This window comes from Microcystis aeruginosa LEGE 91341 (genome assembly GCF_015206885.1).
GTDB classification, from domain to species: domain Bacteria; phylum Cyanobacteriota; class Cyanobacteriia; order Cyanobacteriales; family Microcystaceae; genus Microcystis; species Microcystis aeruginosa_H.
In genome coordinates, this window is sequence record NZ_JADEXY010000009.1 from 13,984 (window position 1) to 37,066 (window position 23,083).

General features: G+C 40.0%; 18 protein-coding genes. 11 read left to right on the forward strand and 7 right to left on the reverse strand.

All coding sequences use genetic code 11. The features are described from left to right. The first annotated feature begins 245 nt into the window (after positions 1-245). On the forward strand, positions 246-1,076 hold the full coding sequence (locus IQ234_RS02810; RefSeq protein WP_193955959.1) for a hypothetical protein: 831 nt from the start codon (positions 246-248) through the stop codon (positions 1,074-1,076). Between the two features lie 306 nt (positions 1,077-1,382). Here IQ234_RS02810 and IQ234_RS02815 read toward each other — a convergent pair whose 3' ends face one another. After that, a complete protein-coding gene (locus tag IQ234_RS02815; protein ID WP_193955960.1) occupies positions 1,383-2,066 on the reverse strand; it encodes a DALR anticodon-binding domain-containing protein in 684 nt (227 codons plus the stop codon). Positions 2,067-2,834: 768 nt separating this feature from the next. On the opposite strand from IQ234_RS02815, the gene IQ234_RS02820 reads away from it, so the two are divergent. The 8 genes from IQ234_RS02820 (at position 2,835) to IQ234_RS02855 (ending at position 12,174) form a co-directional block, all read left to right on the forward strand. Next, on the forward strand, positions 2,835-3,608 hold the full coding sequence (locus IQ234_RS02820; RefSeq protein ID WP_193955961.1) for a DUF3782 domain-containing protein: 774 nt from the start codon (positions 2,835-2,837) through the stop codon (positions 3,606-3,608). An 88-nt stretch (positions 3,609-3,696) separates the two neighbouring features. Then, positions 3,697-4,056, forward strand: coding sequence for a CU044_2847 family protein (locus IQ234_RS02825; protein WP_193955962.1), 360 nt, complete (start codon positions 3,697-3,699; stop codon positions 4,054-4,056). 17 nt (positions 4,057-4,073) lie between these two features. After that, complete coding sequence (locus IQ234_RS02830) at positions 4,074-6,050, forward strand: trypsin-like peptidase domain-containing protein (RefSeq protein WP_193955963.1); 1,977 nt, start codon at positions 4,074-4,076, stop codon at positions 6,048-6,050. An 8-nt stretch (positions 6,051-6,058) separates the two neighbouring features. Beyond that, complete coding sequence (locus IQ234_RS02835) at positions 6,059-7,078, forward strand: AAA family ATPase (protein ID WP_193955964.1); 1,020 nt, start codon at positions 6,059-6,061, stop codon at positions 7,076-7,078. Next, a complete protein-coding gene (locus IQ234_RS02840; RefSeq protein WP_193955965.1) occupies positions 7,071-9,722 on the forward strand; it encodes a formylglycine-generating enzyme family protein in 2,652 nt (883 codons plus the stop codon). Before IQ234_RS02835 ends, IQ234_RS02840 begins: the two co-directional genes overlap by 8 nt. A 613-nt stretch (positions 9,723-10,335) precedes the next feature. Then, positions 10,336-10,623: a hypothetical protein gene (locus IQ234_RS02845; RefSeq protein WP_193955966.1), complete on the forward strand. Its 288-nt coding sequence runs from the start codon at positions 10,336-10,338 to the stop codon at positions 10,621-10,623. Further along, complete coding sequence (locus tag IQ234_RS02850; RefSeq protein ID WP_043996266.1) at positions 10,620-11,030, forward strand: type II toxin-antitoxin system VapC family toxin; 411 nt, start codon at positions 10,620-10,622, stop codon at positions 11,028-11,030. Before IQ234_RS02845 ends, IQ234_RS02850 begins: the two co-directional genes overlap by 4 nt. A 250-nt stretch (positions 11,031-11,280) precedes the next feature. Then, positions 11,281-12,174: a formylglycine-generating enzyme family protein gene (locus tag IQ234_RS02855; RefSeq protein ID WP_193955967.1), complete on the forward strand. Its 894-nt coding sequence runs from the start codon at positions 11,281-11,283 to the stop codon at positions 12,172-12,174. A gap of 336 nt (positions 12,175-12,510) precedes the next feature. Here the strand turns inward: IQ234_RS02855 and IQ234_RS02860 are convergent, their stop codons facing one another. The 4 genes from IQ234_RS02860 to IQ234_RS02875 form a co-directional block, all read right to left on the reverse strand. Beyond that, positions 12,511-13,425: a DNA adenine methylase gene (locus tag IQ234_RS02860; protein WP_193955968.1), complete on the reverse strand. Its 915-nt coding sequence runs from the start codon at positions 13,423-13,425 to the stop codon at positions 12,511-12,513. A gap of 218 nt (positions 13,426-13,643) precedes the next feature. Further along, positions 13,644-14,159, reverse strand: coding sequence for an alpha/beta hydrolase (locus tag IQ234_RS02865; RefSeq protein ID WP_193955969.1), 516 nt, complete (start codon positions 14,157-14,159; stop codon positions 13,644-13,646). Between the two features lie 167 nt (positions 14,160-14,326). Then, positions 14,327-14,716, reverse strand: coding sequence for a hypothetical protein (locus tag IQ234_RS02870; protein ID WP_002788672.1), 390 nt, complete (start codon positions 14,714-14,716; stop codon positions 14,327-14,329). Positions 14,717-14,882: 166 nt separating this feature from the next. Continuing rightward, a complete protein-coding gene (locus IQ234_RS02875; protein WP_002777584.1) occupies positions 14,883-15,845 on the reverse strand; it encodes an orange carotenoid-binding protein in 963 nt (320 codons plus the stop codon). A gap of 256 nt (positions 15,846-16,101) precedes the next feature. Between IQ234_RS02875 and IQ234_RS02880 the strand changes: the two genes are divergently transcribed. After that, entirely contained in the window at positions 16,102-17,523 is a 1,422-nt protein-coding gene (locus IQ234_RS02880) for a hypothetical protein (protein ID WP_193955980.1), read from the forward strand. Continuing rightward, positions 17,492-20,011 carry a tetratricopeptide repeat protein gene (locus IQ234_RS02885; RefSeq protein WP_193955970.1) on the forward strand — a complete coding sequence of 840 codons (2,520 nt, stop codon included), beginning with the start codon at positions 17,492-17,494 and terminating at the stop codon, positions 20,009-20,011. Before IQ234_RS02880 ends, IQ234_RS02885 begins: the two co-directional genes overlap by 32 nt. 412 nt (positions 20,012-20,423) lie before the next feature. Here IQ234_RS02885 and IQ234_RS02890 read toward each other — a convergent pair whose 3' ends face one another. Both IQ234_RS02890 and IQ234_RS02895 read right to left on the reverse strand, forming a co-directional pair. Then, the gene (locus IQ234_RS02890; protein ID WP_193955971.1) at positions 20,424-21,389 is read right to left on the reverse strand and encodes a permease; all 966 of its coding nucleotides are present in this window, start codon (positions 21,387-21,389) and stop codon (positions 20,424-20,426) included. Between the two features lie 283 nt (positions 21,390-21,672). After that, the gene (locus tag IQ234_RS02895) at positions 21,673-23,010 is read right to left on the reverse strand and encodes an anthranilate synthase component I (protein ID WP_193955972.1); all 1,338 of its coding nucleotides are present in this window, start codon (positions 23,008-23,010) and stop codon (positions 21,673-21,675) included. Positions 23,011-23,083 lie beyond the last annotated feature (73 nt).

Sequence of the window (23,083 nt, forward strand, 5' to 3'; positions counted from 1 at the left end):
ATACTATTAAAAACGGATTTGGTATTAGTCGATCCCCCTCTGCCCTCCAACTTAATGAAAAAGTTTCTCAATAAGTATTGACAAAAATTCCTAATAAGCTTATAGTTATTTATAGTGTTCTCCTCTCAAGGATCGGCAGTGGAACCGCGCGGCAGTCTCTAACAATGCGGTTCCCATTTTTTTTTGGAACGATAGAAGGCTTTTAACGTCTCTAAACTTCTAGGTTTCCTCATCCTTTGGCTTTTATGAACGATAATTCCGACCTGTACCTCGATCATCTCACCCATGCGGATACTGTCATCACTGCTGAAATTGTCGAGCATGAGAGTCAATCAACAGATGAGACAGATTGGGCAGCTCTATCCTCTCATTTACGTCAACAAAATCAAGAATTACAAGAGGAGATCTGGCGACGGGAGCAAGCTCTCGCCGAACTGCGATCGCGGTTAGCCGAGCAACATCGTCGCTTGCAAAGTTGCGATACCCTAATCCAGCAGCAAAACGAGGAACTGCAATACGAAAAGCAACAATTACAGCGAGCTTTAGGGGAAATCGAACAGTATCGTCAAGCAGAACAACGGCAACCGATGATTATTGCCAATTTGACCGCAGAATTGACCCGCACGCGCCAACAATTAGCCCGTTTAGAGCGAGAATGTGCCTTAATTCAGGAAAGTTATCAGGAAAAAAGCCAAAAACTCTGCAACTATGACCAGCAATTGCAGGAATTACGCACCCGTCTCCAACGTCAGCAACGCTACACCCTCCAGTATAAAGCGGCCTTGGCCCAGTATTTCCAGCGCGCTAGCGATCGCAATTTTTCCCCAGATTTAGCCATTGTTGCCAAGGCAGCTGCGATCGAGCCTTGGTCTCAGACAGAGAATCAAGAAAGCGATGAAGTGGCTACCATGGATGAGTTTGTAGCGGAATTAGAGACAATTGAGCCAGTAGAATCCTTAAAGAAGAAAGACAGGGATTGGCCCGCACCTATCATCTCTCCTTCCCCGAAATATTCCTCTTTTCGGGTTGATTTGCCCACTTTTATTAAATATCGCCAAGAAAAAGATAATTCCTGAACAACAGAAAGAGAGCCGGCGACTGTCCATGTTTCGTCTCGGCTCTCTATTCTGGTTCGCTCCTCACACTAATTAAAATCTATCATAAGCTGATGGTTTTGTCCACTAAATTTATAAAAGTTAATATTTTTATGAGTACCTAAGCAAAATTAATTACACATCCAAGCCGTCAGCAGTTACTCCGTCAGACTTCGGCGTGAGCTTTTGTCGAACGCTTTTGCTGTGATCGGTAAACAGTGAACTAAAAACTCAAATCTGATCCCTGATAGCTGTCTCCTGTCTCCTGACTCCTGTCTCCTGTCTTCGTTAAAGCTCCGTCATCGGCAGCAGTTGCCATTTTTGACGGAGAAGACGGTTAAGTAGTTTTTGACTGACGCTAATCAGGACTAATCTCGATCGCTGAATTGGGGCTGATTCTCCGATAATGCGAGAGTTACGCTCAAAATTGAGCATCGCTTCGCACAAATTCGCAGTTAAGGGATAGAGTTTCTGGCTTTCCCAACAATCACAAACGGTTAAAATTTGCAGTATTAAGGCTATTTCGGCGGGATGATGCCATGATAATAGTTCTGGCTCGGTTAAACTAATTTTTTCCCGATTGAGCAGTTGTAACAAACCAGAATAGCGAGCGTGAGTGTATTGAAATAAAAAGAAAAATTCTCCTCTGGGATGGAAAGGAAGCTGATCGGAGAAAAATTTATCGATTAAATCGTTTAGTTTCAGTAACCAAAAGGACAAAAATTGCTGATCTAATAACAGTTCTAGCCATCCTTCCCTAAGCTGAATTTGTGGAAACAGGGCGATTAAATGGTTAAATATAGCTTGACATTGAGCGGGCGTAAAATAATAAAACAGAGGTGAACGATAGAGGATACTATCAGTTTGTAGGCAACGATAGAAAGTTAATTTATGGTTGTTTTCTGGAAAAATATTAATTAATTGTTGTTTTAAACAATGCTCGATCGAGGGGTGATTGTAGATAAAATTCATACTCAGAAGGGTAAACGTAGTCGTATCAAATGGCTCTCTCTGTTTTGGATTTAGTGAATCACACCTATCAAACGATTCTTGAGCTATTAGTAACTCGGACTTCTTTCTTTAAGTATATTCGTACCATATTAAAATTTATTTTGTTTAATTTTGTTTAAGAACTGGTGGAAATTTTTCTCATTTATTCTCTATTTTCAACGAATATATACCATTTAAAAAAGTAAATTCTAGTTGAAAATTTCACATCTCTTAAAGAAAAAATAAAGCTATTTATCAAAAAAAAACTAAAAATTTTGTTAGATTTTTATCCAGATTTATGCGTTGAAATCGACTTTTCATGAACAGAGTTCTTAAAACCTGTATATCTCCAGCGTTGGATGATAATTATCTGTTAAAAAATAATGCTTCGACACAAGTTCTCTATTTATAGCATTTCCTGTTCGCAAGAGGTACATTATCGATGTTGAAAAGCTTAATCAGCAAAAGTTTAAATGTACCACACAGGGGGGAAAACCCCTATAAATAAGAGAATTTTATCTGATTTTTTTCAAAATGAGGATTGCTGTCATAGAATACCTCATTAGGTTATACTTCACCTTGACGAGAAGGGCTTGAAGTTTTATAAAAAACAAAAACTTCGCAAGATATTTGTACATATTTGTCAAGCTTTTTACATAATTCTTAATATTCATCTCGTTTTTTCCCTCCTCGGTTTTCTCGACCGAATCGCTAAAATAATTACAGGTGTTTTATTTTCGATGTCAGTCCATGAGTGAACCCGTTACCCTTGAGGATATTTACCAGCTATTCCGCGCTTCCGCCGAGGAGTTTGATCGCCGTTTAAGGGAAAGCGATCTTCGTCGAGCGGAAATGGAACGTATCTTTGCCGAAGCGAAATTAGAAAACGAGCGCCGTGCCGCCGAAGCGAAATTAGAAAACGAGCGCCGGGCTGCCGAACTTGAGCGCCAAGCTGCCGAAGCGAAATTAGAAAACGAGCGCCGGGCTGCCGAACTTGAGCGCCAAGCTGCCGAAGCGAAATTAGAAAGCGATCGCCGGGCTGCCGAAGCCGAGCGCTCGATGGCAGAACTGAAACGCACCGTAGAAAGAACCAGCAAAGCGGTAGATAGTCTCACCACTCGCTGGGGTCGATTTGTGGAGGAATTGGTAGAACCGGCGGTTTTACGGCTTTTTCAGGAGAAAGGCATTGATATTAAGGAAGTTTATCCCCGCGCTAGAGTCAAGCGTCAAGGTATCGCCATGGAAATTGATATACTAGGGGTGGATGATACCGATCTCGTGGTGGTGGAATGTAAATCGAGATTATCTCAAGATGATGTGGATGAATTTATTGAAAAATTGACTCGTTTTAAAATCGCTTTTCCCCATTATCAAAACTATCGAGCTTACGGTGCAGTGGCGGGAATTGAAATTAACGAAGGTGTAGATCGCTATGCTTATAGAAAAGGTTTATTTGTGATTAAACCATCTGGGGATACGGTAGCAATTATTAATGATGCTGACTTTCAACCGAACACTTGGTAAAGAGATAGAATTAGGCAGGAGGCCAAAAAGATGGAGTTGTGATAGATTAAGTCTAGACAACCGCAATAAAATAAACAGGAGAATTTTTATGAATCGTTTAGTGGAATTTACCTCAGAAGAGGGGACTATTTACATCGAGGTGGATGAAAAGTTACCCTTACCCAAACCGAAACCAGAAGATGAACTTATTAGTCGAACAGATGAAATAGCTGTTAAAGCCGCTCAGTCTTTTGAAGACGCATTAAATGGCATAAAACCCGTGGCAAATGCCATAATTAATAAGGTCAAAAGTTTCAATGAACCAGCCGATCAGGTAGAGGTCAAGTTTGGGATAAAAATGACTGTTGGACTAGGGGCTATTATTGCATCTGGCAGCGCCGATGTTAATTATGAAATTACCCTAAAATGGGATAACAAGGAAAAAAATAAGCAATCATCTGCTCAATAAGGACTTAGATAAAAATAATGGTTGCATCTCTAGAATCTTCTGTGGTCAGAATTTATAAGCAACGAAAAAATAAAGATGATAAAATAGAAATTGTTGGGGCAGGATTTCTAATATCATCAGAATACTTGATTACCTGCGCTCATGTTGTCAATGAATCTTTAGGATTAGTATTAACATCTGCTGAGAAACCCACTGACATTATTGAGTGTGATTTTCCTATCATTGCATCGGGTACATCTTTAAAAACAACCGTAGAAGTTTGGCATCCGGTTAAATTTAAAAGCAACGATCCTCAAGATATTGCTATTTTAAAATTAAAAGATTCAGTTCTTTCACAAGCTCAACCAGTTTCTTTAATTACCTCTAAAATAGGAGATTTATCTGATCATAATTATAAAGCTTATGGTTTTTCCAGAAACGAAGGTGTCTGGTCTGATGGTAAGATAATAGGTCATATTGCTAACAACAAAATTCAGATAGAAGATACTAAAAGCACAGGATATGCTGTAGAAGCTGGGTTTAGTGGGACAGCTATCTGGGATGAGCAATTGGGGGGAGTAGTGGGGATAGCAGTAATGGCTGATATCCAAAAATTGGGTGCTAAATCTGCATTTTTTATTCCTACTAATGTTCTTTTAAAAGCTTGGAATAAGTTGCTAGATATAGCACAAATAGAAGGAAAAATTCCTGAGATTATCTCCTCGATTAAATGTATATTTGAAAACAAGAGTTATCAAGATCAACTTAATACAGCTTATGAAAATTTAAAAATTGAAGTGAGGGATCATTTAGTTGATTTACCTAGAGCAATTCCTTCCTCTTGGTCTGATTTTATAGAAATAATCTATCAATTAGATGAAAAATATTTCACTTATTCTTCTCAATCAAAATTTTCTTGGTTAGAAATATTTATTGGCTATTTAATCATTCAGTTAACCTCAACAGATGCTCTGGCAAAGTTATTAAAAGAATGGCTAAAAAAATATCAAACAAAATGGGAAGTTTTAATCAATACTTTAGAAAATAATCTTAATCATCGCTCACAAAATATCGCTCAAAAATCAACAGACAAAAATCCCTGCTTATTTGTTACCCTTACAGAGGAAAACAAATCTTTAATGCTGAGAGCTTGGATTGTTAAAGATATCAACAATTATCATCCCACAGAAAAAGAACCTCAAAAACGTGGAGAATATCAATCTTTAACCCCCAATGAAGGAATAAGTCTGGGTAATCATCTCCAAGAAAATGAATTGATTAATCACTTAAAAAAAATTAAACGAGAATCAGAAAATATCTGTCAATCTTCCCTAGAAAAAGTTCAATTTTTTCTTCCCTATAGATTTATTGAAAAAGAGATTAAACCGATTGATTTATTTTCAATTGATGAAGTGGCAACAGCTACAGGCTGCGATCCTCATCATTGGGGAGTCGATCATGAGATAATCATGAGATTTTCAGAACGAATAACAGCCGAAAATATCAACAATCAACAAAGCTATTTATGGATGAAAAAATGCCAACTTTTTCGGAATATACAGCAGCAAAATCTCACCCAAATCTTAAAGTGTGAAGAAGAAATACAAAAACTGATCGAATCAAACAATCAGCAAACAGTTATTTTTAAAAAAACTCTGGCAAATAATGACCATCCGAATAAAATACTCAAATATCATAAATTTAACAATGTTATCGGTTCAAGGTTAACTAATCTCAGTCAAGAAAACTCCTTAGAGTTAAAAAATATTCTAGCCATTTTATACGAAACTGGAATCCCTTTATCTCTGTGGATACGACCCGATGCTAACCCAGAACTTAACTGTCAGGAAAGATTAGACCCTATCTGTCGATGTCCACTAGAGAAATTACCAGAAATAATTAAAAATAAACGTTCTGCTGCTTGGTTAGAAGATAATCATATTGGGAATCATTTATCATTACTTTGGGATGACTACCAGCTTGTTCCCCCCAACTATCCACTTTTGATGCCATAAATTGAACTATGACAGACTGGAAAAAATTTACAGGAAATCAACAACCCACAGACTCTTGGACATTACCAGAACCCCCCAGCTGGCGACCTTTTGGCAAAGAAAAGCAACCGGGAGAAAGTCGTCGTAAGCATCGGGGAGAAACCTTTCTAGTGCGCGACGAAGAAATTAAAATGGTCAATGCAGCCTTGTATTTACGGCGACCTTTATTAGTAACTGGCAAACCCGGAACGGGAAAGTCATCCCTTGCCTATAAAGTCGCCCAGGAATTAAACTTAGGAGAAGTATTATACTGGCCGATTACTACCCATACTACCCTAAAAGACGGACTTTATAACTATGATGCGATCGGTCGGTTACAGGAGGTTAAATTACTGGAACGAGAGCAAAAAGAATTAACCCCAGAAGAACGAAAAGACCAATTAAAACAGATTGAAAAATATATTATCCTTGGACCCTTGGGAACCGCACTATTAGAGTCGGAAAAACCAAGAATACTGTTAATTGATGAAATTGATAAGAGTGATATCGATTTACCCAATGATTTACTCACCTTATTTGAAGAAGGACGCTTTGAAATTCCCGAATTAGTTAGGCTAAAAGAAGAAGTCCCAAGGGTTGAAGTCCGCACTGCTTATACCGATACAACCGACGTTACCCAGAAAGATATAAAAACACCTATAAAAGATGGTTTAGTTATCTGTAAGGCTTTTCCTTTTGTGATTTTAACTAGCAATGGAGAACGAGACTTTCCCCCACCTTTTTTGCGTCGTTGTCTCCGTTTAACTATGAAAGAACCGGAAAAACCCGACTTAATTAAAATAATTGAGGCACATTTAGAAGAAACAATCACTAACAATCCAGACATCGATAAACTTATTGATAACTTCATTCAAAAGCGCAATTCACAAACCCTAGCCACGGATCAATTACTTAATGCTATTTTTATGGTCAAAAAAGGAGCTATATCAACTGATGATGACCTGATTAATCAACTTTTGAAAGATTTGGGGAGGGTAGAAGATGAGTGAATCCCCATCCAATTCATCAATTAAAAAACTATTAGATTATCTAGAGCAAACAGGACTACTAGAACGGTTACAACTCAGTGATGAAGATGTAGCTGATAGTATCTGGTTGGCCCTACAAATGGGAGTTGAAGACTTGCAATCACCCCCAGAAACTCCAGAAAATACAGAGCCAATAGATTCATCAACTTCTAATCAAATAGAGGAAAACTTAGAAGATATTCCAGAAGATAACCTATCAAAATCTCAGCCAATTGTCGATGTTATTACCGAAGAATCTCTCCCCAAAGAAATAGAAAAAACTACCCCAATCCAAGACTTTCCTTTTCAAGTTCCTGCTGCTGCGGCACTACAGACAGCACTCTTTATTAGTCGCGTTTTGCGTCCTTTCATGGGAAAAGTTTCCTCAGCAACTAAAACGATTTTAGATGAAGAAGCAACCGCTTCTTTTATTGCAGAAAGGGATATTTGGCTACCCGTGACTAAACCCCAACCGGAACGCTGGTTGACCCTCGAATTAGTAGTAGAAGAATCTAGATCCTCTTTTATTTGGCGAGAATTAGTTAATGAGTTACAAAATCTCTTAGAAAATCAAGGAGCATTTAAAACCGTCAGAGTTTGGCAACTATCAACCTCAAATAATCAAGAATTACAGTTAGTCAGACGCAGAAAAAAAGGTAAACCGGGACAACGTTATCACTCCCATAAAGAACTTATTCATCCCAGGGGACGGGGATTAGTTTTGTTAGTAAGTGATTGTGTTTCTCCTCTCTGGCAAAAAGCCTTAATTCATCCTTGGTTAAAAGATTGGTCAGAAAAACAACCCACCGCTATTCTGCAACTTTTCCCCGAAAGATTATGGAATAGTACCCAACTAGGACGGGGACGTAAACTCTTTACCACTGCTTTAACTGCTGGTGTTCCCAATCCGAAATTAATCTTAAAAAATTATCCCCAATGGCTACCGATTAACTGGCAAAATACCCTTCTTATTCCCGTAATCACGTTAGAAACAGAAGTCCTCAAACAATGGGCAAAAGTTGTCGCTGGGTCAGGTAATGCTCAGATTTCCGCTTTTTTATTTGATTTAGAATTTATTAAACAACAAATTATCGAAATTCCCCCTATATCCAGAGAGGAAAATAAGCAAGACAGCGAGGATAAAAACACCATTAAAAATAAGGCCGAGGCAATAGTCGAGCGATTTTTTGCCACCGCTTCCGAACCAGCCAAAAAATTAGCAAAAATGATGGCAGCTGCCCCGGTAAGTATGCAGGTGGTCAATCTTATTCGTAAAACTCTTTTAAACGAAGTGCGTCCCGTTCATGTGGCAGAATTTTATATGGGAGGTTTATTAAAACCGATTGTAGAAAATGAAGAAGGACAGTATCGAGTCTATGACTTTTTACCCGGGGTACGTCAAGTCTTAAATGATGCTATCGGTAGGCGACAAACTATCAAGGTACTCGATGCTATTTCCCAATATATTGCCGGGGAAATTAAAAGTCCTATCCGCAGTTTTGCCGCTTTATTAACCCTATTACCCACCTATCCCCCAGAACAAAGAGAAAAAATTCTTCCCTTTGCTCAAGTCAGCATCGAAGTCTTACGCAATCTGGGGGGAGAATACGCAGAATTTGCCGAAGAAATCGCCGTTAATATTTCTAATCTCCCTCCAATCCCTCAACCCTCGCAACCTCCCTTAAAAACCTCTATCTTTGACGTTGCCACCATCGAAATCCTAGAAACCCGTACCTTTGAATTTACCCTAGCAACCATAGAACGTCAGTATCAAAATCCTTTTGAAGGAGAAACATGGGTAATTAAAAAGGAAAAAAGGCAAGCAGAAGGCATTGTCGAAAAACTAGCCGAGGGAGTCGAATTGGAATTGATGGAAATCCCCGGCGGCACATTTATGATGGGAACCGAAGACGAGGAAATCGAAAGACTGGTGAAAAAATTTGGTAGGGATGGATTTAGACGAGAAAAACCCCCACACCCAGTAACCGTTTCCTCTTTCTACATGGGACGTTATCCCATCACCCAAGCTCAGTGGCAAGCTATCGCCGCAACCGCTAAAATAGACATCGACCTAGAGACAAACCCCTCTCGCTTCAAAGGGGACGAGCTACCCGTAGAACAAGTCAACTGGTATCAAGCAACGGAATTCTGTCAACGACTATCAAGGGAAACAAAACGGGAGTATCGGCTACCGAGTGAGGCAGAATGGGAATATGCCTGTAGAGCGGGGACAACAACTGCCTTTCACTTTGGGGAAACTATAAGGGCAGATTTAGCTAACTATCGAGCTACTGAAACCTATGCCGATGAACCCAAAGGAAAATATCGACGTAAAACAACCCCAGTGGGCTATTTTCAGGCAGCTAACGCCTTCGGGTTGTACGATATGCACGGCAATGTCTGGGAATGGTGTGCCGATACTTGGCACGATAATTATGATGGTGCGCCGACGGATGGCAGTGCTTGTGCGAAAGATAGGAATGATAATCGTTCTCCATTGCGGGGCGGTTCTTGGTTCATCGATCCGGATTACTGCCGTTCCGCTTTCCGCCTCGACTACTACCGCCGCGCCTACTACGACGGCCTCGGTTTTCGGGTGGTGTGGGGTGCTGGGGGGACTTTGTAACCCTTTTTCTCTTTTTTTCCCTTTTTTTCCCTCATTCCCTTTTCTGGAATTTTTTTGGGCAAGCTATAGTACACGTATATTAGTTTAGGGGTTATACTAAATCTGGTTATTTGAGTTCTCCCCCCTGCTCCCCTTGATAAGGGGGGTGTCTGCTTGAGCAGAAAACGGGTTTCTCCGAGAAACCCGTTTTCTGTGCTGAAAAAGTACGGGCGAAGCATTCGGATAGAAAATCTCCGGTTTCACCGATAGGTTATTGCCCGAATGCTTCGCCCCTACAGGACGCGGGCCGATGAAGACGCGAGGTTTTGAACGACGATTCTCTCAAAATCTTGCACCTGTTTGGCGAGAAAAGCCCCAAAACCCTTACTTTGCCTACATTTCATATTTATTCAGCAAGCCCTAAGTAGTTGGTTATAATTAAATTAAAAATGGATTTTAGGTTCGATCCCCCCTGCCCCCCTTGATAAGGGGGGTGTCGATCCCCCTGCCTTCCTTGATAAGGGGGGATCCCCCCTTAATCCCCCCTTTGATAAGGGGGGTGTCGATCCCCCTGCCTCCCTTGATAAGGGGGGGTGTTGCCTTTTCTCATCTTAAAAAAACAGGAGACAGGACAATGACATCGATCGAATTGCGGCAAAAACTAATCAACCAAATTGATCGGCTGAGTTTTGAAAAACTTCTCGTTGTAGAAAAGCTGATCGAAAGTTTAGAAAGTCATTTACCAGAAACCTCAAAAAATATAGATTCTGCACCAGAATCTCCAGCTTCAACAAACACTTATTTAGAAGATGATCCAATCATAGGAATGTGTTCTGGTGTAATTCCTAATCTTTCGGAGCGAGCGGAAGAAATTTTAGAAACAGCCATTAAACCTCGATCGGGATGGACATGGAAAGAATGAATTCTCTTGCTGATACAGGATTCATTGTTGCACTGATAGATTCTCAGGATTCCCATCACCGGGAAGTAAAAAATATCTATCTTCAGCAACAAAAAATCATAGTTCCTCAGAGTGTGTTAGCCGAGGTTGCTTATCTTTTAGGATGCAATGCTGGTATATCTTCCGTTATCCAGTTTTTGCGATTGCTAAAAACAAGTCGCTTTGAGCTAATGGCTTTGACAGAAGAGGATATTTCCAGAATAGGAGATATTTTGGAAGAATATCAAGACAGTAGAGTGGACTTTGTAGATGCTTCGGTTATGGCAATGGCGGAACGATTAAACCTCACAATAATTCTGACACTAGATCGCCGAGATTTTAGTCTCTATCGTCCTCAAAACTGCACTGCCTTTACCTTGCTTCCCTAGCTGAAAATTTATAGATTATATTATAATCATCTTAGGATTTTCTGAAATTCTCAAGAGTAATTCTTTTAATCCTTATTAAAACAAATAGAAAAACTGATAAGTAGGCAGCTATTAAAAACTTTCAGATGCCCCCCTTATCAAGGGGGGTAGGCGGGATCGATGCCCCCCTTATCAAGGGGGGTAGGGGGGATCGAACCCAAAATTCATCTTCAATTTAATTATAACCAGCTACTTAACCACTCCATTAAACATGACTAAATTAATCACTCGACTACAGCAACGAGAAGCACAATATTACAGCGAGAATTTAGAGGAAGAAATTAATCTCGACATGATGCTTATCCCTAGCGGTTCCTTCCAGATGGGAACCCCAGATCAAGAAATAGAAAGACTCTGTAAAGAATACGATCTAGACTATTTCCAAAGAGAAAGTTTTCAACACACCGTTAATATTTCAGCTTTTTTCATGGGACGCTATCCCATCACCCAAGCACAGTGGCGAGCGATCGCCGCAACTGCTAAAATAGACATCGATCTAGAACTAGAGCCTTCCTACTTCAAAAAGCCATATCAAGAGCAGGATAGATGGACAAGACCCGTAGAACGAGTAAACTGGGAGCAAGCAACAGAATTCTGTAAACGACTATCAAGGGAAACAAAACGGGAGTATCGGCTACCGAGTGAGGCAGAATGGGAATATGCCTGTAGAGCGGGGACAAAAACCGCTTTTCATTTTGGGGAGACGATTACCACAGATTTGGCTAATTACAGCGGAACTGATTGGGAAAGAGACAAAAAAGTTTATCCAGGGAATTATGGAAGGGGACAAAAAGGCATCTATCGAGAACAGACGACACCAGTAGGCTATTTTAAGGTAGCTAATGCCTTTGGTCTGTACGATATGCACGGAAACGTTTGGGAATGGTGCGAGGACGATTATCACCCTAATTATGAAGGCGCACCCACTGATGGGAGTGCTTGGATTAGCAAGAACAAATCTACTACCAAAGTAGTGCGGGGCGGTTCTTGGCTCAACTATCCTTACGTCTGCCGTTCCGCTTTCCGCATCTACTACTACCGCCGCGACATCCGCAACTACTATAACGGTTTTCGGGTAGTCTGCGTATTCGGGAGGACTCTGTAACCCTTTTCCTCTTTTTTCCCTTTTTACCCTTGTTCGATTTTTTTGGGTAAATGTACTATATATGTACTATAAAGGGATTGAGAGAATTATATGAGTAGAAAACGGGTTTCTCGGAGAAACCCGTTTTCTGTGCGTTACTCAACGGATTTAGTATAAATTGCTTGTTGAGACGAGACAAGAGGCAATAGTAAAGGGATTGGGGGAAATTTAGGCACTTTTTCCCTGAAAATTAGGTAATTGGCCATCTAAAAATCGACAAAATCCCACACCCCACACCCGTTCGGCTGAGCTCACGGCCGAAGCCTGCCCCCACCGAAAAACTTTTTGCCGCAAACCCTAATTATTGATCAGTAATTCCCAGATTTCTCCCCTATTATTGCCCTGGGAATTAATATTTCGTCGGGCTTTTACCCTTTGAATATTATAATTTTTATATAAATCATCAAAAAAATGATTGTCAGAGTCAAAGTTTTTAAGGTCGGAATTACTTAAGATAAATTTATAACCGGCCTGATCCACTCGATCGATAAATTGTTTTAATCTTATTTGCTCCTCATCGTTAAAATCTTCTTTAGTATAAGAGGTAAAAGCTGATGTTTTTTTAATCGGTTTATAGGGAGGATCAAAATAAAATAAAGTCTTGTTATTGGCATAATTTAGAGTTTGGACAAAATCTCCTTGTAGGATCGTCACTTTCTGTAAATGATGATTGACAGCTAATAGGTTTTCTTCATTGCAGATCAACGGTTTGACATATTTTCCAAAAGGGACATTAAAAAGTCCTTTGCTATTGACTCTATAAAGTCCATTAAAACAAGTTCTATTGAGAAATAATAACAAAACGGTTTTTTCTAGACAGTCATCGCAGCTGCGAGAATTAAATTCTATTCTTTTATCTAAAAAAAACTTTTGTTGTTCCTCTAGATTTTGAAGTTCATAAAAATCCTGCTGGATTTGTTTAAGCTTGACTATTAATTCTTTGACATTATTTTTAATGACATTATAAGCCATGATTAAATCAGGATTGATGTCATTTATAATAACTTTTTGGACATTAGAAAAATTATTTAAGACTGAGAATAAAACCGCACCACCTCCGACAAAAGGTTCAATGTAGTTAAACTGACAATCCTGAGAAATCTGGGAATTAATCAAAGATAGAATATTAGGAACCAGTTGAGTTTTGCCTCCCGCCCACTTTAAAAAAGGTTTGGCGCTAACTGTTTTCCTTTCAGACAAAGAAGTAGTCATTATTATTACTAGATTATCCTAATCTATTCAATTTACAGCCCAATTCATGAAAACCTGATCAGAGAATGGGTTACGCTGGGCTAACGCATCTGAATATCCAATATAAGTAACTGATTATAATTAAATTGAAGATAGATTTTGGGTTTGATCCCCCCTACCCCCCTTATTAAGGGGGGTATCGGACAATTTTTAACACCTACCTACTTATCTATTAAATATCAGAAAGGTAAACGGGGCATTTTTTTCAATACTGACTCAATTTGGTTGATTAAATCTAGCAGACGATTGCCATCCACATGAACCTCGCTGGTGGGATAATTAGCGAGGACTTCGATAATTTGAATCTCATTATCATTAAGTGCAGAAGTGACTAAGGCACCGCGTAAAGCTTGCCGACTAGCAGTCCGATTGGGTGTATGGACAATTTCAGTCGCATAATCTAGCAAACTTTCGCCAAAAAAACTATTAAGAAATTTGGAAAGAAAGATGGCATCCACCGCTACCCGACGATTAAGGATTTTGCGGAATTCTTCGGGTTTTTGGTTAGCCATCTTTAATTGTGACGCTAAAGCGGGGGCTAATTCGCCTGTTTCGCTCAATTGCTTTAATTCTGATACCGATACGGACCCTTGGAAGATGTAGTATTTGATGATAGCTGATTCGGCGGCTGACAAAGACTGACAAACACCGAGAAAGATAGATATTCCTAGGGGAAGTAAAAGATTTTTGAACATAAACCAAAGGTGCAAAACAAGCGAAAAGCGATCGGGATGATTGACTCATTCTAGCGGAATTGGTTGCCGCTTAGGAAAAACTTAAGACGGTGTGGATTATCTAGAGATGAATTTTTTAGTCACCCAACAAGGGGCAGAAAGCTGATAGCTTAATGCTAATCATTAATTTACATTCGCGAGAGAGCAGCGATTTTCGCTAGTTTATCTTTTCCCAAACCGTTGAGATCCTCTAGCTTCAACCATCCTTCCTTTAATAGTTGAGCAAAGACAAAAATTAGGGAAGTATAGCGATAGTCATATTTACCATCAATCTGATGTCGTCGGGCGCTTAGATAATCGTGCATTTGCCATATATCATCTAAAACCGTGATCTGACCAGACTGTTCTTTAATATGTTCTATTAAAGTGCTAGTTTCTCGCTGATAGGCTTTTTGGAAAGCAGTTTGAGCAATTTCTTGTTCGGTATCTGACCAAATTATTTCACTCATAGGCATGATTTTAGTTTTAGGGATGATAATTTTGGATTTTTGAACTACCTCGACTCTTTTCGCCGACATCTGTAAGAATAATTATTTAGTTATTTTTACCTAGATCGGAGAAGAAACCAGTGTATTTACCAATTTTTTTAAGTCAGCCTTTTAATTGTATAAAAAAAAGAGTTCACTTGACAAGGAACTCTAATAAATTTCATCAGAATTTTTAATGATTTCTCTCAGTAGCTATTTAGCCACGGGCAAAGTTTAATAATTCTTTCGGAGAAGCTAATAAATCGATCGCTACGAAGAAAATTTTATTATCAGGAGTTAGGAGGAAGCGCCATGCCATATTCATACCCACACCTGCACCAAACCAAGGAGTTTGTACTTTTCCCGTCACTTTAATCTGAGTAAAACCGTCATCGGCGGGTTCCACCACACCGCGTTCGGGGATTAATTTCAAATTTTGGCATTCTTCCCGGAAAAAGCGATATACTGCCTCTTTACCGACGACGGGACGTTGGAAAGGTGGTTGCAGAGCACCGTCAGGGGTGAATAATTCAATTAATACATCAAAGTCGTTAGCGTTGAGGTTGTCCATATAGTTGAGGACGGTGGCATTGGTAACGCCTTCAATGCTAACTTTGGTCCGTTCGGCAATATTTTGGGGAGGAACCACGGGTTCGGAAATACGGTTATAATCGCCCAGTTTCTTGGGATCGTAGCCCATATCCACCACACAATTCCGCAGAACGGTGATTTGTTGTCCCGACTCTAATTTTTTAATCCCGTCTAAAACGGCGCTGGCATTAGCAGATAGTTCATAACCCTTGGGAATTGGGGCAACACTGCCATCTTCCATCCATTGTCCTAATTGATACCAGAATCCCAGTTTGATATTAGCAGACCAAGTGCCGTAGGTACGACAAATCGGGGTATCAGCATGGTTGGCTAAGTCGCACATCACCTGCGACTGTTGCAAGGGTGACATCTGCCGAATTTCATTCATGGTTTTTTCGGCAAATACCATACTAGCAGCGCCGGGGGCGGCAACGGTGATGGTTTTGCCCATTTCTAGGTAGGCAAACCAAATCAAGGCTAGTTGATCTTCGGTATTCAGCTGATTGAAACGCGCAATCGTGGCAGGAACCACATCCGCTGATAGCGTGTTGGGGAAAATGCTCCGCGCTGATTCGATCGTAAACGGCATAGATTCACCTTGAAGTAAAGTTTTGTATCAATTTACTGGCATTCTATCATATTGGCGACCCAAGGCAGCACCGATGGAGAAAATTTCCCAAAAAAGCTGTACTTTAGATCACACTTACCCGGAATTATCACCAAATCTTAATGGTTGAACAACTGTTCCATCATTTGTCTAGGGGTTTGCGGCAGCAGCGATCGCTTTTAGTTTGGCGATGCTATATAATAAAAAGTATCTCCAGAGAATGATTTTTCCTGTCTCTATGCAACACCCCTCTCTGACTCGCTTTGAACCTGCGACTACTCTTGATGAAATCTATTTAACTATATCTCCTGAACCCCTATTAACTCAGAAGGAAATAGATGCTTTTTATCGAGAAGAAATGAATAAAGTGAGAGGGGAAGATAAAATTGAACGTCTAAAATTAGGGTTAAAACGGGTCATAGATACGCAACAATATTACAAAGCCTGTTTAATGGGACACACGGGGGTAGGCAAATCGACAGAATTAACTCGTTTAATTAATGATCCTGAGATTAAACAGCATTTTGAACCCCTGCGATTTAGTGTTTTAAGTGAACTCGATGCGATTAATTTCAGTCCCCTTGATGTGTTTCTCTTTATGGTGGTAGAAATTGTTGAGAAAACCGCTAAAATTTCTCGGCAGCCTAGTAGTAAAAATTTACAAAAGCTTTGGGATTGGTTTAGTTCTGAAGAATTTACCCGCAAGGAAACCAGAGAAAGTCAAATCAAAACGGAAGCAGGAGCGGGAGTAAAAGAAGATTCTCTCTGGAATAAAATTCTCGGACTTTTTGCCTCTCTCAAGGGAGAATTCCGGTTTGCTTACTCGCGAGAGAAAAAAGTTGTTGAATACCGTCTTTCCCGTTCCAGAGATTTAATTAATATTGCTAATCAACTCCTGAAAGAATGTGATCAGAACTTACAGGAAACTATGCAGAGAAGCTGGTTAATTATTGGAGAGGACTTCGATAAAGCTGGTGTTTCACAAGAAGCGGTCAGGGATTTATTTTTAAACTATTCTAACATTTTCAAAGATTTAGACATTCACATTATTTTTAATATTCCGATTGGATTATATAATTCATCTCCCGGGATTAACCTCACTTTTGGCCATAATCTCCTAATTCCCGATACTCCAGTTTTTTGCCAAAAAGATCATACTCCTAACCAAAAAGGACGGGAAGCAGTGAGAAAAGTTTTAGAAGCAAGAGTTAAATCTAATTTATTTGAAGATGGACAAATAGAGCGGGTTATTATTGCCTCTGGTGGCAATATCAGAGATTTATTTTATTTAGTTAGAGAAGCTTCTGATGAGGCAATTCTCAATCAACAAAATCTGATCATGTCTAGTCATATTAGCAGGGCAATTCGCAGTTTAAGAACAGAATATGAAAGACGTTTAGGCCAAAATCCTTATGATACCGATCATGTTAGTTATGGGGATAAGGTAGCATTGTTAAAACGAATTTATGATGCTAATCCAGAAGCACAAATTCCCAATGAGATATTATACGCTTTATTAAATGATCGTGCGATTCAAGAAGTAGATGGAGACGGGGAAAGATGCTTTATGGTGCATCCCCTTGTGGTTGATATTTTAAATGCTCAAGGTCATATTCCTACTGCTCCCGATGGAGGTGTCCCCGGTGGTACATCAAGTTAATCAAACTAATCAATCGGAGTTAGAACCGGGTACTATTTCCCATACAGCAGCTCGTTTGCTATTGTGGGGACGAAGACCATCTAGAGGTTTAGCTAGGGTGGAATTTTATGATGAGTTTTCCCGTCAGCAAGTAGTTAGAGAATTAGAGAATAAACTGCAAGAACAAGGCATTATTTTTCATAAAATTGTCTTACCAATATGGGAAAAACCCTCTTTTGTCTTGAACTTCTTGTTAACACAATTGGCAGAATTGGAGTCGGGAGTAGTATCAATTACTGGTTTTGAAACCGCTTTTTCTGATGCTTCCCTAGTAGATGCCTTGCAATTAATTAATTTCAATCGAGAAAATTTAGCTCGCTTTAATCTCCGACAAATTTGGTGGATGAATCATGATTTTACTAACAAAGTTATTCGGTATATGCCAGATTTAAATTCTTGGTTTTTCCTACGGTTATCTTTAACAGAAAATTCAACCAAAGCTACCAACTATAATCAGCTATTTACCGATAAAAATACCGTTCGTGATCCCTATAATTTACCAGGAACAGCAGTTAACTTTGTTGGTAGAGAACAGGAATTATCCCGGATTCATCAAGCTTTTCAGCAATCTTCCCCAGTGGTTTTAAGTGGGATGGGAGGTTCGGGAAAAACTGAATTAGCTTTACAGTATGCTTGGCAACATAAAGGGGATTATCCTGCGGGTATTTGTTGGATAAATGTCCTTAACAGTGACCCCGGTTTGGCTATTTTATTTTTTGCCAGAGAATACCTGGGTTTAAACATCCCCAATCAGGGAACCCTAAGTGAACGAGTGCTTTACTGTTGGCAAAATTGGCCCGAGGGAAATGCTTTAATTATTTTTGATGATGTGCGTGACTACGACCAAATTAAATCTTATCTACCACCGGGAAAAGAATCTCGTTTTCGGGTTTTAATTACCACTCGCTTTAGTTACTTAGGGGTATCGCTATCAACGATAAACTTAGATGTTCTCACAGCAGCGCAAGCTTTAGATTTACTGCAAACCTACTTAGGAAAAGAACGTCTAACCGCGGAGTTAGAGGCAGCCAAGCAACTTTGTCAGTGTTTAGGATATTTGCCTCTAGGATTACAATTACTAGGCAGTTTTCTGAGACAAGAAACCACTGAAACTTTAGCAAATATCAAGGAAAAATTCTCCAAAAAAGGCTTAAAATATCTCAACTCTGATAAGGAGGAAGTCCGCAGTATTAAAACAATTCTGGATCGCAGTTGGCAACTGTTAGAAAAAGAAGAACAAAAATTAGCTCTTTATCTCAGTTTATTTGCTTCGGCACCTTTTCCCAAGCACTTAATCATCAGTTTATTTTCTGATGAAGCTAAAGACGAGATAGAAAAATGGTTAACCGATAGCTTGGTTAAGCTTAATTTGCTGAAATCTTTAGGCAATGAATGGTATCAACTGCATCCCCTCATCCGTCTTTATCTACGGGAAAAATTAGAAGGTTCCGAGATAGCCAATACCGCAAAAAGTCGTTATTGTACGGTGATGACAGATACATCGAGAACAGTACCCCAAACTCCTAGTCTAGATATTATTCAAAATCTGACTCCCCTAATTCCCCATATTGAACAAGCTGTCAGGGAATATCCAGAATATATCGCTGATGAGGATTTATTTTGGTCTTATACGGGTTTAGCTTGGTATTATGAAGGACAAGGATTGTATGCTATTGCTGAACCTTACTATCAAGATTGTTTAACCGCAACTCGAACTCGCTTAGGAGAAAATCATCCCCATGTGGCACTTTCCCTCAACAATTTAGCACTCTTGTACCAATCCCAAGGCAGGTACACAGAAGCGGAACCTCTCTATCTAGAAGCATTAGATTTGAAAAAACGACTCTTAGGAGACAATCATCCCTCTGTGGCAACTTCCCTCAACAATTTAGCACTATTGTACTATTCTCAAGGCAGGTACACAGAAGCGGAACCTCTCTATCTAGAAGCATTAGATTTGAGAAAACGACTCTTAGGAGACAATCATCCCTCTGTGGCAAATTCCCTCAACAATTTAGCATCATTGTACAAATCCCAAGGCAGGTACACAGAAGCAGAACCTCTCTATCTAGAAGCTTTAGATTTGGATAAACGACTATTAGGAGACAATCATCCCTCTGTGGCAACTTCCCTCAACAATTTAGCAGGATTGTACTATTCCCAAGGCAGGTACACAGAAGCAGAACCTCTCTATCTAGAAGCTTTAGATTTGCATAAACGACTCTTAGGAGACAATCATCCCCTTGTGGCACAATCTCTCAACAATTTAGCAGCATTGTACGATTCCCAAGGCAGGTACAAAGAAGCGGAACCTCTCTATCGGGAAGCGATTAAGATTGCTACCCAAGTATTAGGGGAAAATCATCCCCATACCCAAACAATTATGGAGAACTATAAAACTATGTTGTCGCAACTCCGACAAGCAGAATTAAGAGGAGTTAGAGTTTAAATGCTTAGGAAAAGAGGGTTCGTAGGCGCACGGCTTTTCCATTATGGATATAATATCATGTCAAGAGGCTTTTGTCAAGAGAAAATTTAACAACATTCAGATAATGTAGGGTGCGTTAGACGGCCAAAATTTCCGCTTTAACTTGAAGCTAACAATCCGTCGTAACGCACCACCAATCATCGACTATGATTGGGATGATTGAATGATGAACTATGATTAGGGAGCTAGTTAAGAGTGGATTAGAGATGAAGATTGATTGAATGAACCAATCATAGTCAATCCAATAATCACATCAATCATAGTTAAGACTGTTGGAAAAGAGGGTTCGTAGGCGCACGGCTTTTCCATTATGGATATAATATCATGTCAAGAGGCTTTTGTCAAGAGAAAAATTTTCTGACCCGGAAGAAATTCAACCTAGATAAAAACTGAGGATCAGAGCCACTAAAAAAGTCATTAACAGGCATAAAATTCCGAAATAAAGGACGATTTTAGGACGGAAAGCTGATAGGAGGAGGATAAAAGCTTTAATATCAATGAGGGAAGCGACCAGTAAAAAAGCTAGAGTGGAACCCACGGACAGATTAGTAATTAAAGAACCGGGGACAAAAGTGCTAAGACTAGCATTAACAGCGAGGGTAAAACCAAAGAACAACTGGACAAGAATTTGAGTAACGGGAGTATTCCCCCAGGCAATTAATTGACTCTGAGGTAATAATAGCTGAAAGACACTAGCGATCGCACAGCCAATAATTAATAATCCCCCTAATTCCAGCGCTTCATCGATAAAGTTATCGAGAAATAACTGCACAGAAATTGGCCAAGCTTGCCTATCTCTAGCTTTATACTCATAAACAAGACTGCCGACTCTTTGTAGGGGTTGACTGGCTGCTTCCTCTGGTAAAAAACTACCAGAAAGAACTAAACTCGATTCTAGGGGAATTTCGCTATCGGTGCGGGGTTTTTCCCGATAGAAACTAAAGAGAGTACCGATAACAATTGCCATTAACCAGACCGAAAGCGATCGATAGAAGAAAATACTAGAATAGCTGAAAGTCTGCCAAGTTAGCCAAAGAGTGACGATATTTAGGGTAGGTGCAGCGGTGAGAAAGCTAAACACCACCCCTGGGGGTACTCCCTCTAATAAGAATCTTCTAGCGACGGGAATCGTGCCGTATTGTCCGACGGGTAGGATTAATCCGATGGCACTGCCAACGATCGCTCCTAAGACTCGATTACGGGGAAATATCGCCGCTAATCGCTGTTTATTGACGAAAACCAGCAAAAAACTGGAAACGGCTGTCCCCAAAAGTAAAAAGGGAAGGGAGGTCAAGACTAAACTAAGAAAAAAAGTAACAGCGATAGAAATTTGATTCATGAATAGGGTTCAAGATCGGAAGCTATCCTACAAAATAGCAGATAAGGTAAAAAGTAAAAAGGGCGGTTTTAGATGCAACAATAGGTAGCTGGTTATAATTAAATTAAACATGGATTTTAGGTTCGATCCCCCCTAGTCCCCCTTGATAAGGGGGGAAGCCAAAGGCGGGGGGATCCCCCTTGATAAGGGGGGTGCCGATCCCCCCTTAGTCCCCCCTTAATAAGGGGGGCATCTGATAATTTTTAATGCCTACCTACTTAGGTTAGTTTGTTGAAATCAAACATTAAAAAGAACGTAAAGCGATTAATTGTGCCTCAGCTTTATGAAGGGATTCTAACCATTCTTTTTCGGGATCGCTATCGGCAACTATTCCCGCTCCCACTTGTCCCCAAACGGTGTTTAAATTCCCTTGAGTAGTCATTAATAGGGTACGGATGAGAATATTCAAATCTAAATGACCCCGTAGGTCAATATAGCCACAGGAACCATAGAATAAATTGCGTCGCATCGGTTCCAATTCTTCGATAATTTCTAGACAGCGAACTTTCGGACAACCAGTAATTGTTCCCCCGGGGAAAAGAGCTTTAATTAAATCAATAGCATGATACTTTTTATCTAATTTTCCTTGAACATTACTGACCAAGTGCATAACATGACTATAACGCTCGATCGTCAGTAATTCATCCACATCCACCGATCCCCATTCACAAACTCTACCCAGATCATTACGTTCTAGATCCACTAGCATAATATGCTCGGCCCGCTCTTTTTTATTAGTTAATAATTCCTCGGCTAATTGTCGATCGAGTGCCTCGGTTTTACCCCGGGGACGGGTTCCAGCGATCGGTCTAGTGCTGGCTATTCCCCTTTCTAATTTCACCAATCTTTCGGGAGAACAACTAATCATTTCTCCCCAAGGGGTGCGCCAATAACTTGCAAAAGGAGAAGGGTTAATCTGTTGTAAACTGCGATAAATTTGCCATCCTTTTGCCCTAGTTGTGCTTTGAAATCTTAGGGATAAATTTGCTTGAAAAATATCGCCTTTTCTGATATAATCTAAGGCTTTTTTAACAGCTTTTTCGTAGTCGAGTTGAGAGGTATAAAAGATTAAGGGAGAAGGATGGGGATCGATCAACTCAAAATCAGGGTTAGTGGTTAAAGATTGTTCGTATTTATCTAAATCTTCAGGTTTAGTGGCAGCTAACCAGAGAATTTGTGCTTGGTGATCGAGAATGGCAAAACTATCCGGTTCATACCAATAAGCGACAGGAAAAGGGAGAGTATCAGCTTTCCTGTTCGGTAATTTTTCTATCTCCCAAGCTAAATCGTAGCCTAACCACCCCAACCAACCGCCATGGAAGGGAAGATGATCGGGAAGATGATCACATCGGGTTTGGGGGAGTAAACTGCTTAAAAAGGGCAAAATTTCCCCTAATGCGGGGGTCCAAAGCTGACGCGGGGAACCAGCACAAAGAGAGTAACGGGAGAGGGAATTACCCGGATAGGGACTTTCTAGTAAAGTAGCGATCGCATCTTGGGAGAATAAGCAGGCAAAAACCTCGGAACCAGTGCGCTGATGCAGAGGAAGCGATCGCCAATGCCATGCTAAAGGTTTTTGCATCTAAAATCGCGGGCCAAAATAGCTGGGAAATTGGGTATAACTAGGGTTTTGGTGTTAGTTGTGGGGGAGTTGA

Excerpts from the sequence above, each read along its gene's own strand:
- IQ234_RS02840 (WP_193955965.1), top strand. The coding sequence starts at position 7,071 with ATGAGTGAATCCCCATCCAATTCATCAATTAAAAAACTATTAGATTAT.
- IQ234_RS02845 (WP_193955966.1), top strand. The coding sequence starts at position 10,336 with ATGACATCGATCGAATTGCGGCAAAAACTAATCAACCAAATTGATCGG.
- IQ234_RS02870 (WP_002788672.1), bottom strand. The coding sequence starts at position 14,716 with ATGTCGGCGAAAAGAGTCGAGGTAGTTCAAAAATCCAAAATTATCATC.
- IQ234_RS02890 (WP_193955971.1), bottom strand. The coding sequence starts at position 21,389 with ATGAATCAAATTTCTATCGCTGTTACTTTTTTTCTTAGTTTAGTCTTG.
- IQ234_RS02850 (WP_043996266.1), top strand. The coding sequence starts at position 10,620 with ATGAATTCTCTTGCTGATACAGGATTCATTGTTGCACTGATAGATTCT.
- IQ234_RS02885 (WP_193955970.1), top strand. The coding sequence starts at position 17,492 with ATGGAGGTGTCCCCGGTGGTACATCAAGTTAATCAAACTAATCAATCG.
- IQ234_RS02820 (WP_193955961.1), top strand. The coding sequence starts at position 2,835 with ATGAGTGAACCCGTTACCCTTGAGGATATTTACCAGCTATTCCGCGCT.
- IQ234_RS02810 (WP_193955959.1), top strand. The coding sequence starts at position 246 with ATGAACGATAATTCCGACCTGTACCTCGATCATCTCACCCATGCGGAT.
- IQ234_RS02860 (WP_193955968.1), bottom strand. The coding sequence starts at position 13,425 with ATGACTACTTCTTTGTCTGAAAGGAAAACAGTTAGCGCCAAACCTTTT.
- IQ234_RS02895 (WP_193955972.1), bottom strand. The coding sequence starts at position 23,010 with ATGCAAAAACCTTTAGCATGGCATTGGCGATCGCTTCCTCTGCATCAG.
- IQ234_RS02875 (WP_002777584.1), bottom strand. The coding sequence starts at position 15,845 with ATGCCGTTTACGATCGAATCAGCGCGGAGCATTTTCCCCAACACGCTA.
- IQ234_RS02855 (WP_193955967.1), top strand. The coding sequence starts at position 11,281 with ATGACTAAATTAATCACTCGACTACAGCAACGAGAAGCACAATATTAC.
- IQ234_RS02865 (WP_193955969.1), bottom strand. The coding sequence starts at position 14,159 with ATGTTCAAAAATCTTTTACTTCCCCTAGGAATATCTATCTTTCTCGGT.
- IQ234_RS02835 (WP_193955964.1), top strand. The coding sequence starts at position 6,059 with ATGACAGACTGGAAAAAATTTACAGGAAATCAACAACCCACAGACTCT.
- IQ234_RS02880 (WP_193955980.1), top strand. The coding sequence starts at position 16,102 with ATGCAACACCCCTCTCTGACTCGCTTTGAACCTGCGACTACTCTTGAT.
- IQ234_RS02830 (WP_193955963.1), top strand. The coding sequence starts at position 4,074 with ATGGTTGCATCTCTAGAATCTTCTGTGGTCAGAATTTATAAGCAACGA.
- IQ234_RS02815 (WP_193955960.1), bottom strand. The coding sequence starts at position 2,066 with ATGAATTTTATCTACAATCACCCCTCGATCGAGCATTGTTTAAAACAA.
- IQ234_RS02825 (WP_193955962.1), top strand. The coding sequence starts at position 3,697 with ATGAATCGTTTAGTGGAATTTACCTCAGAAGAGGGGACTATTTACATC.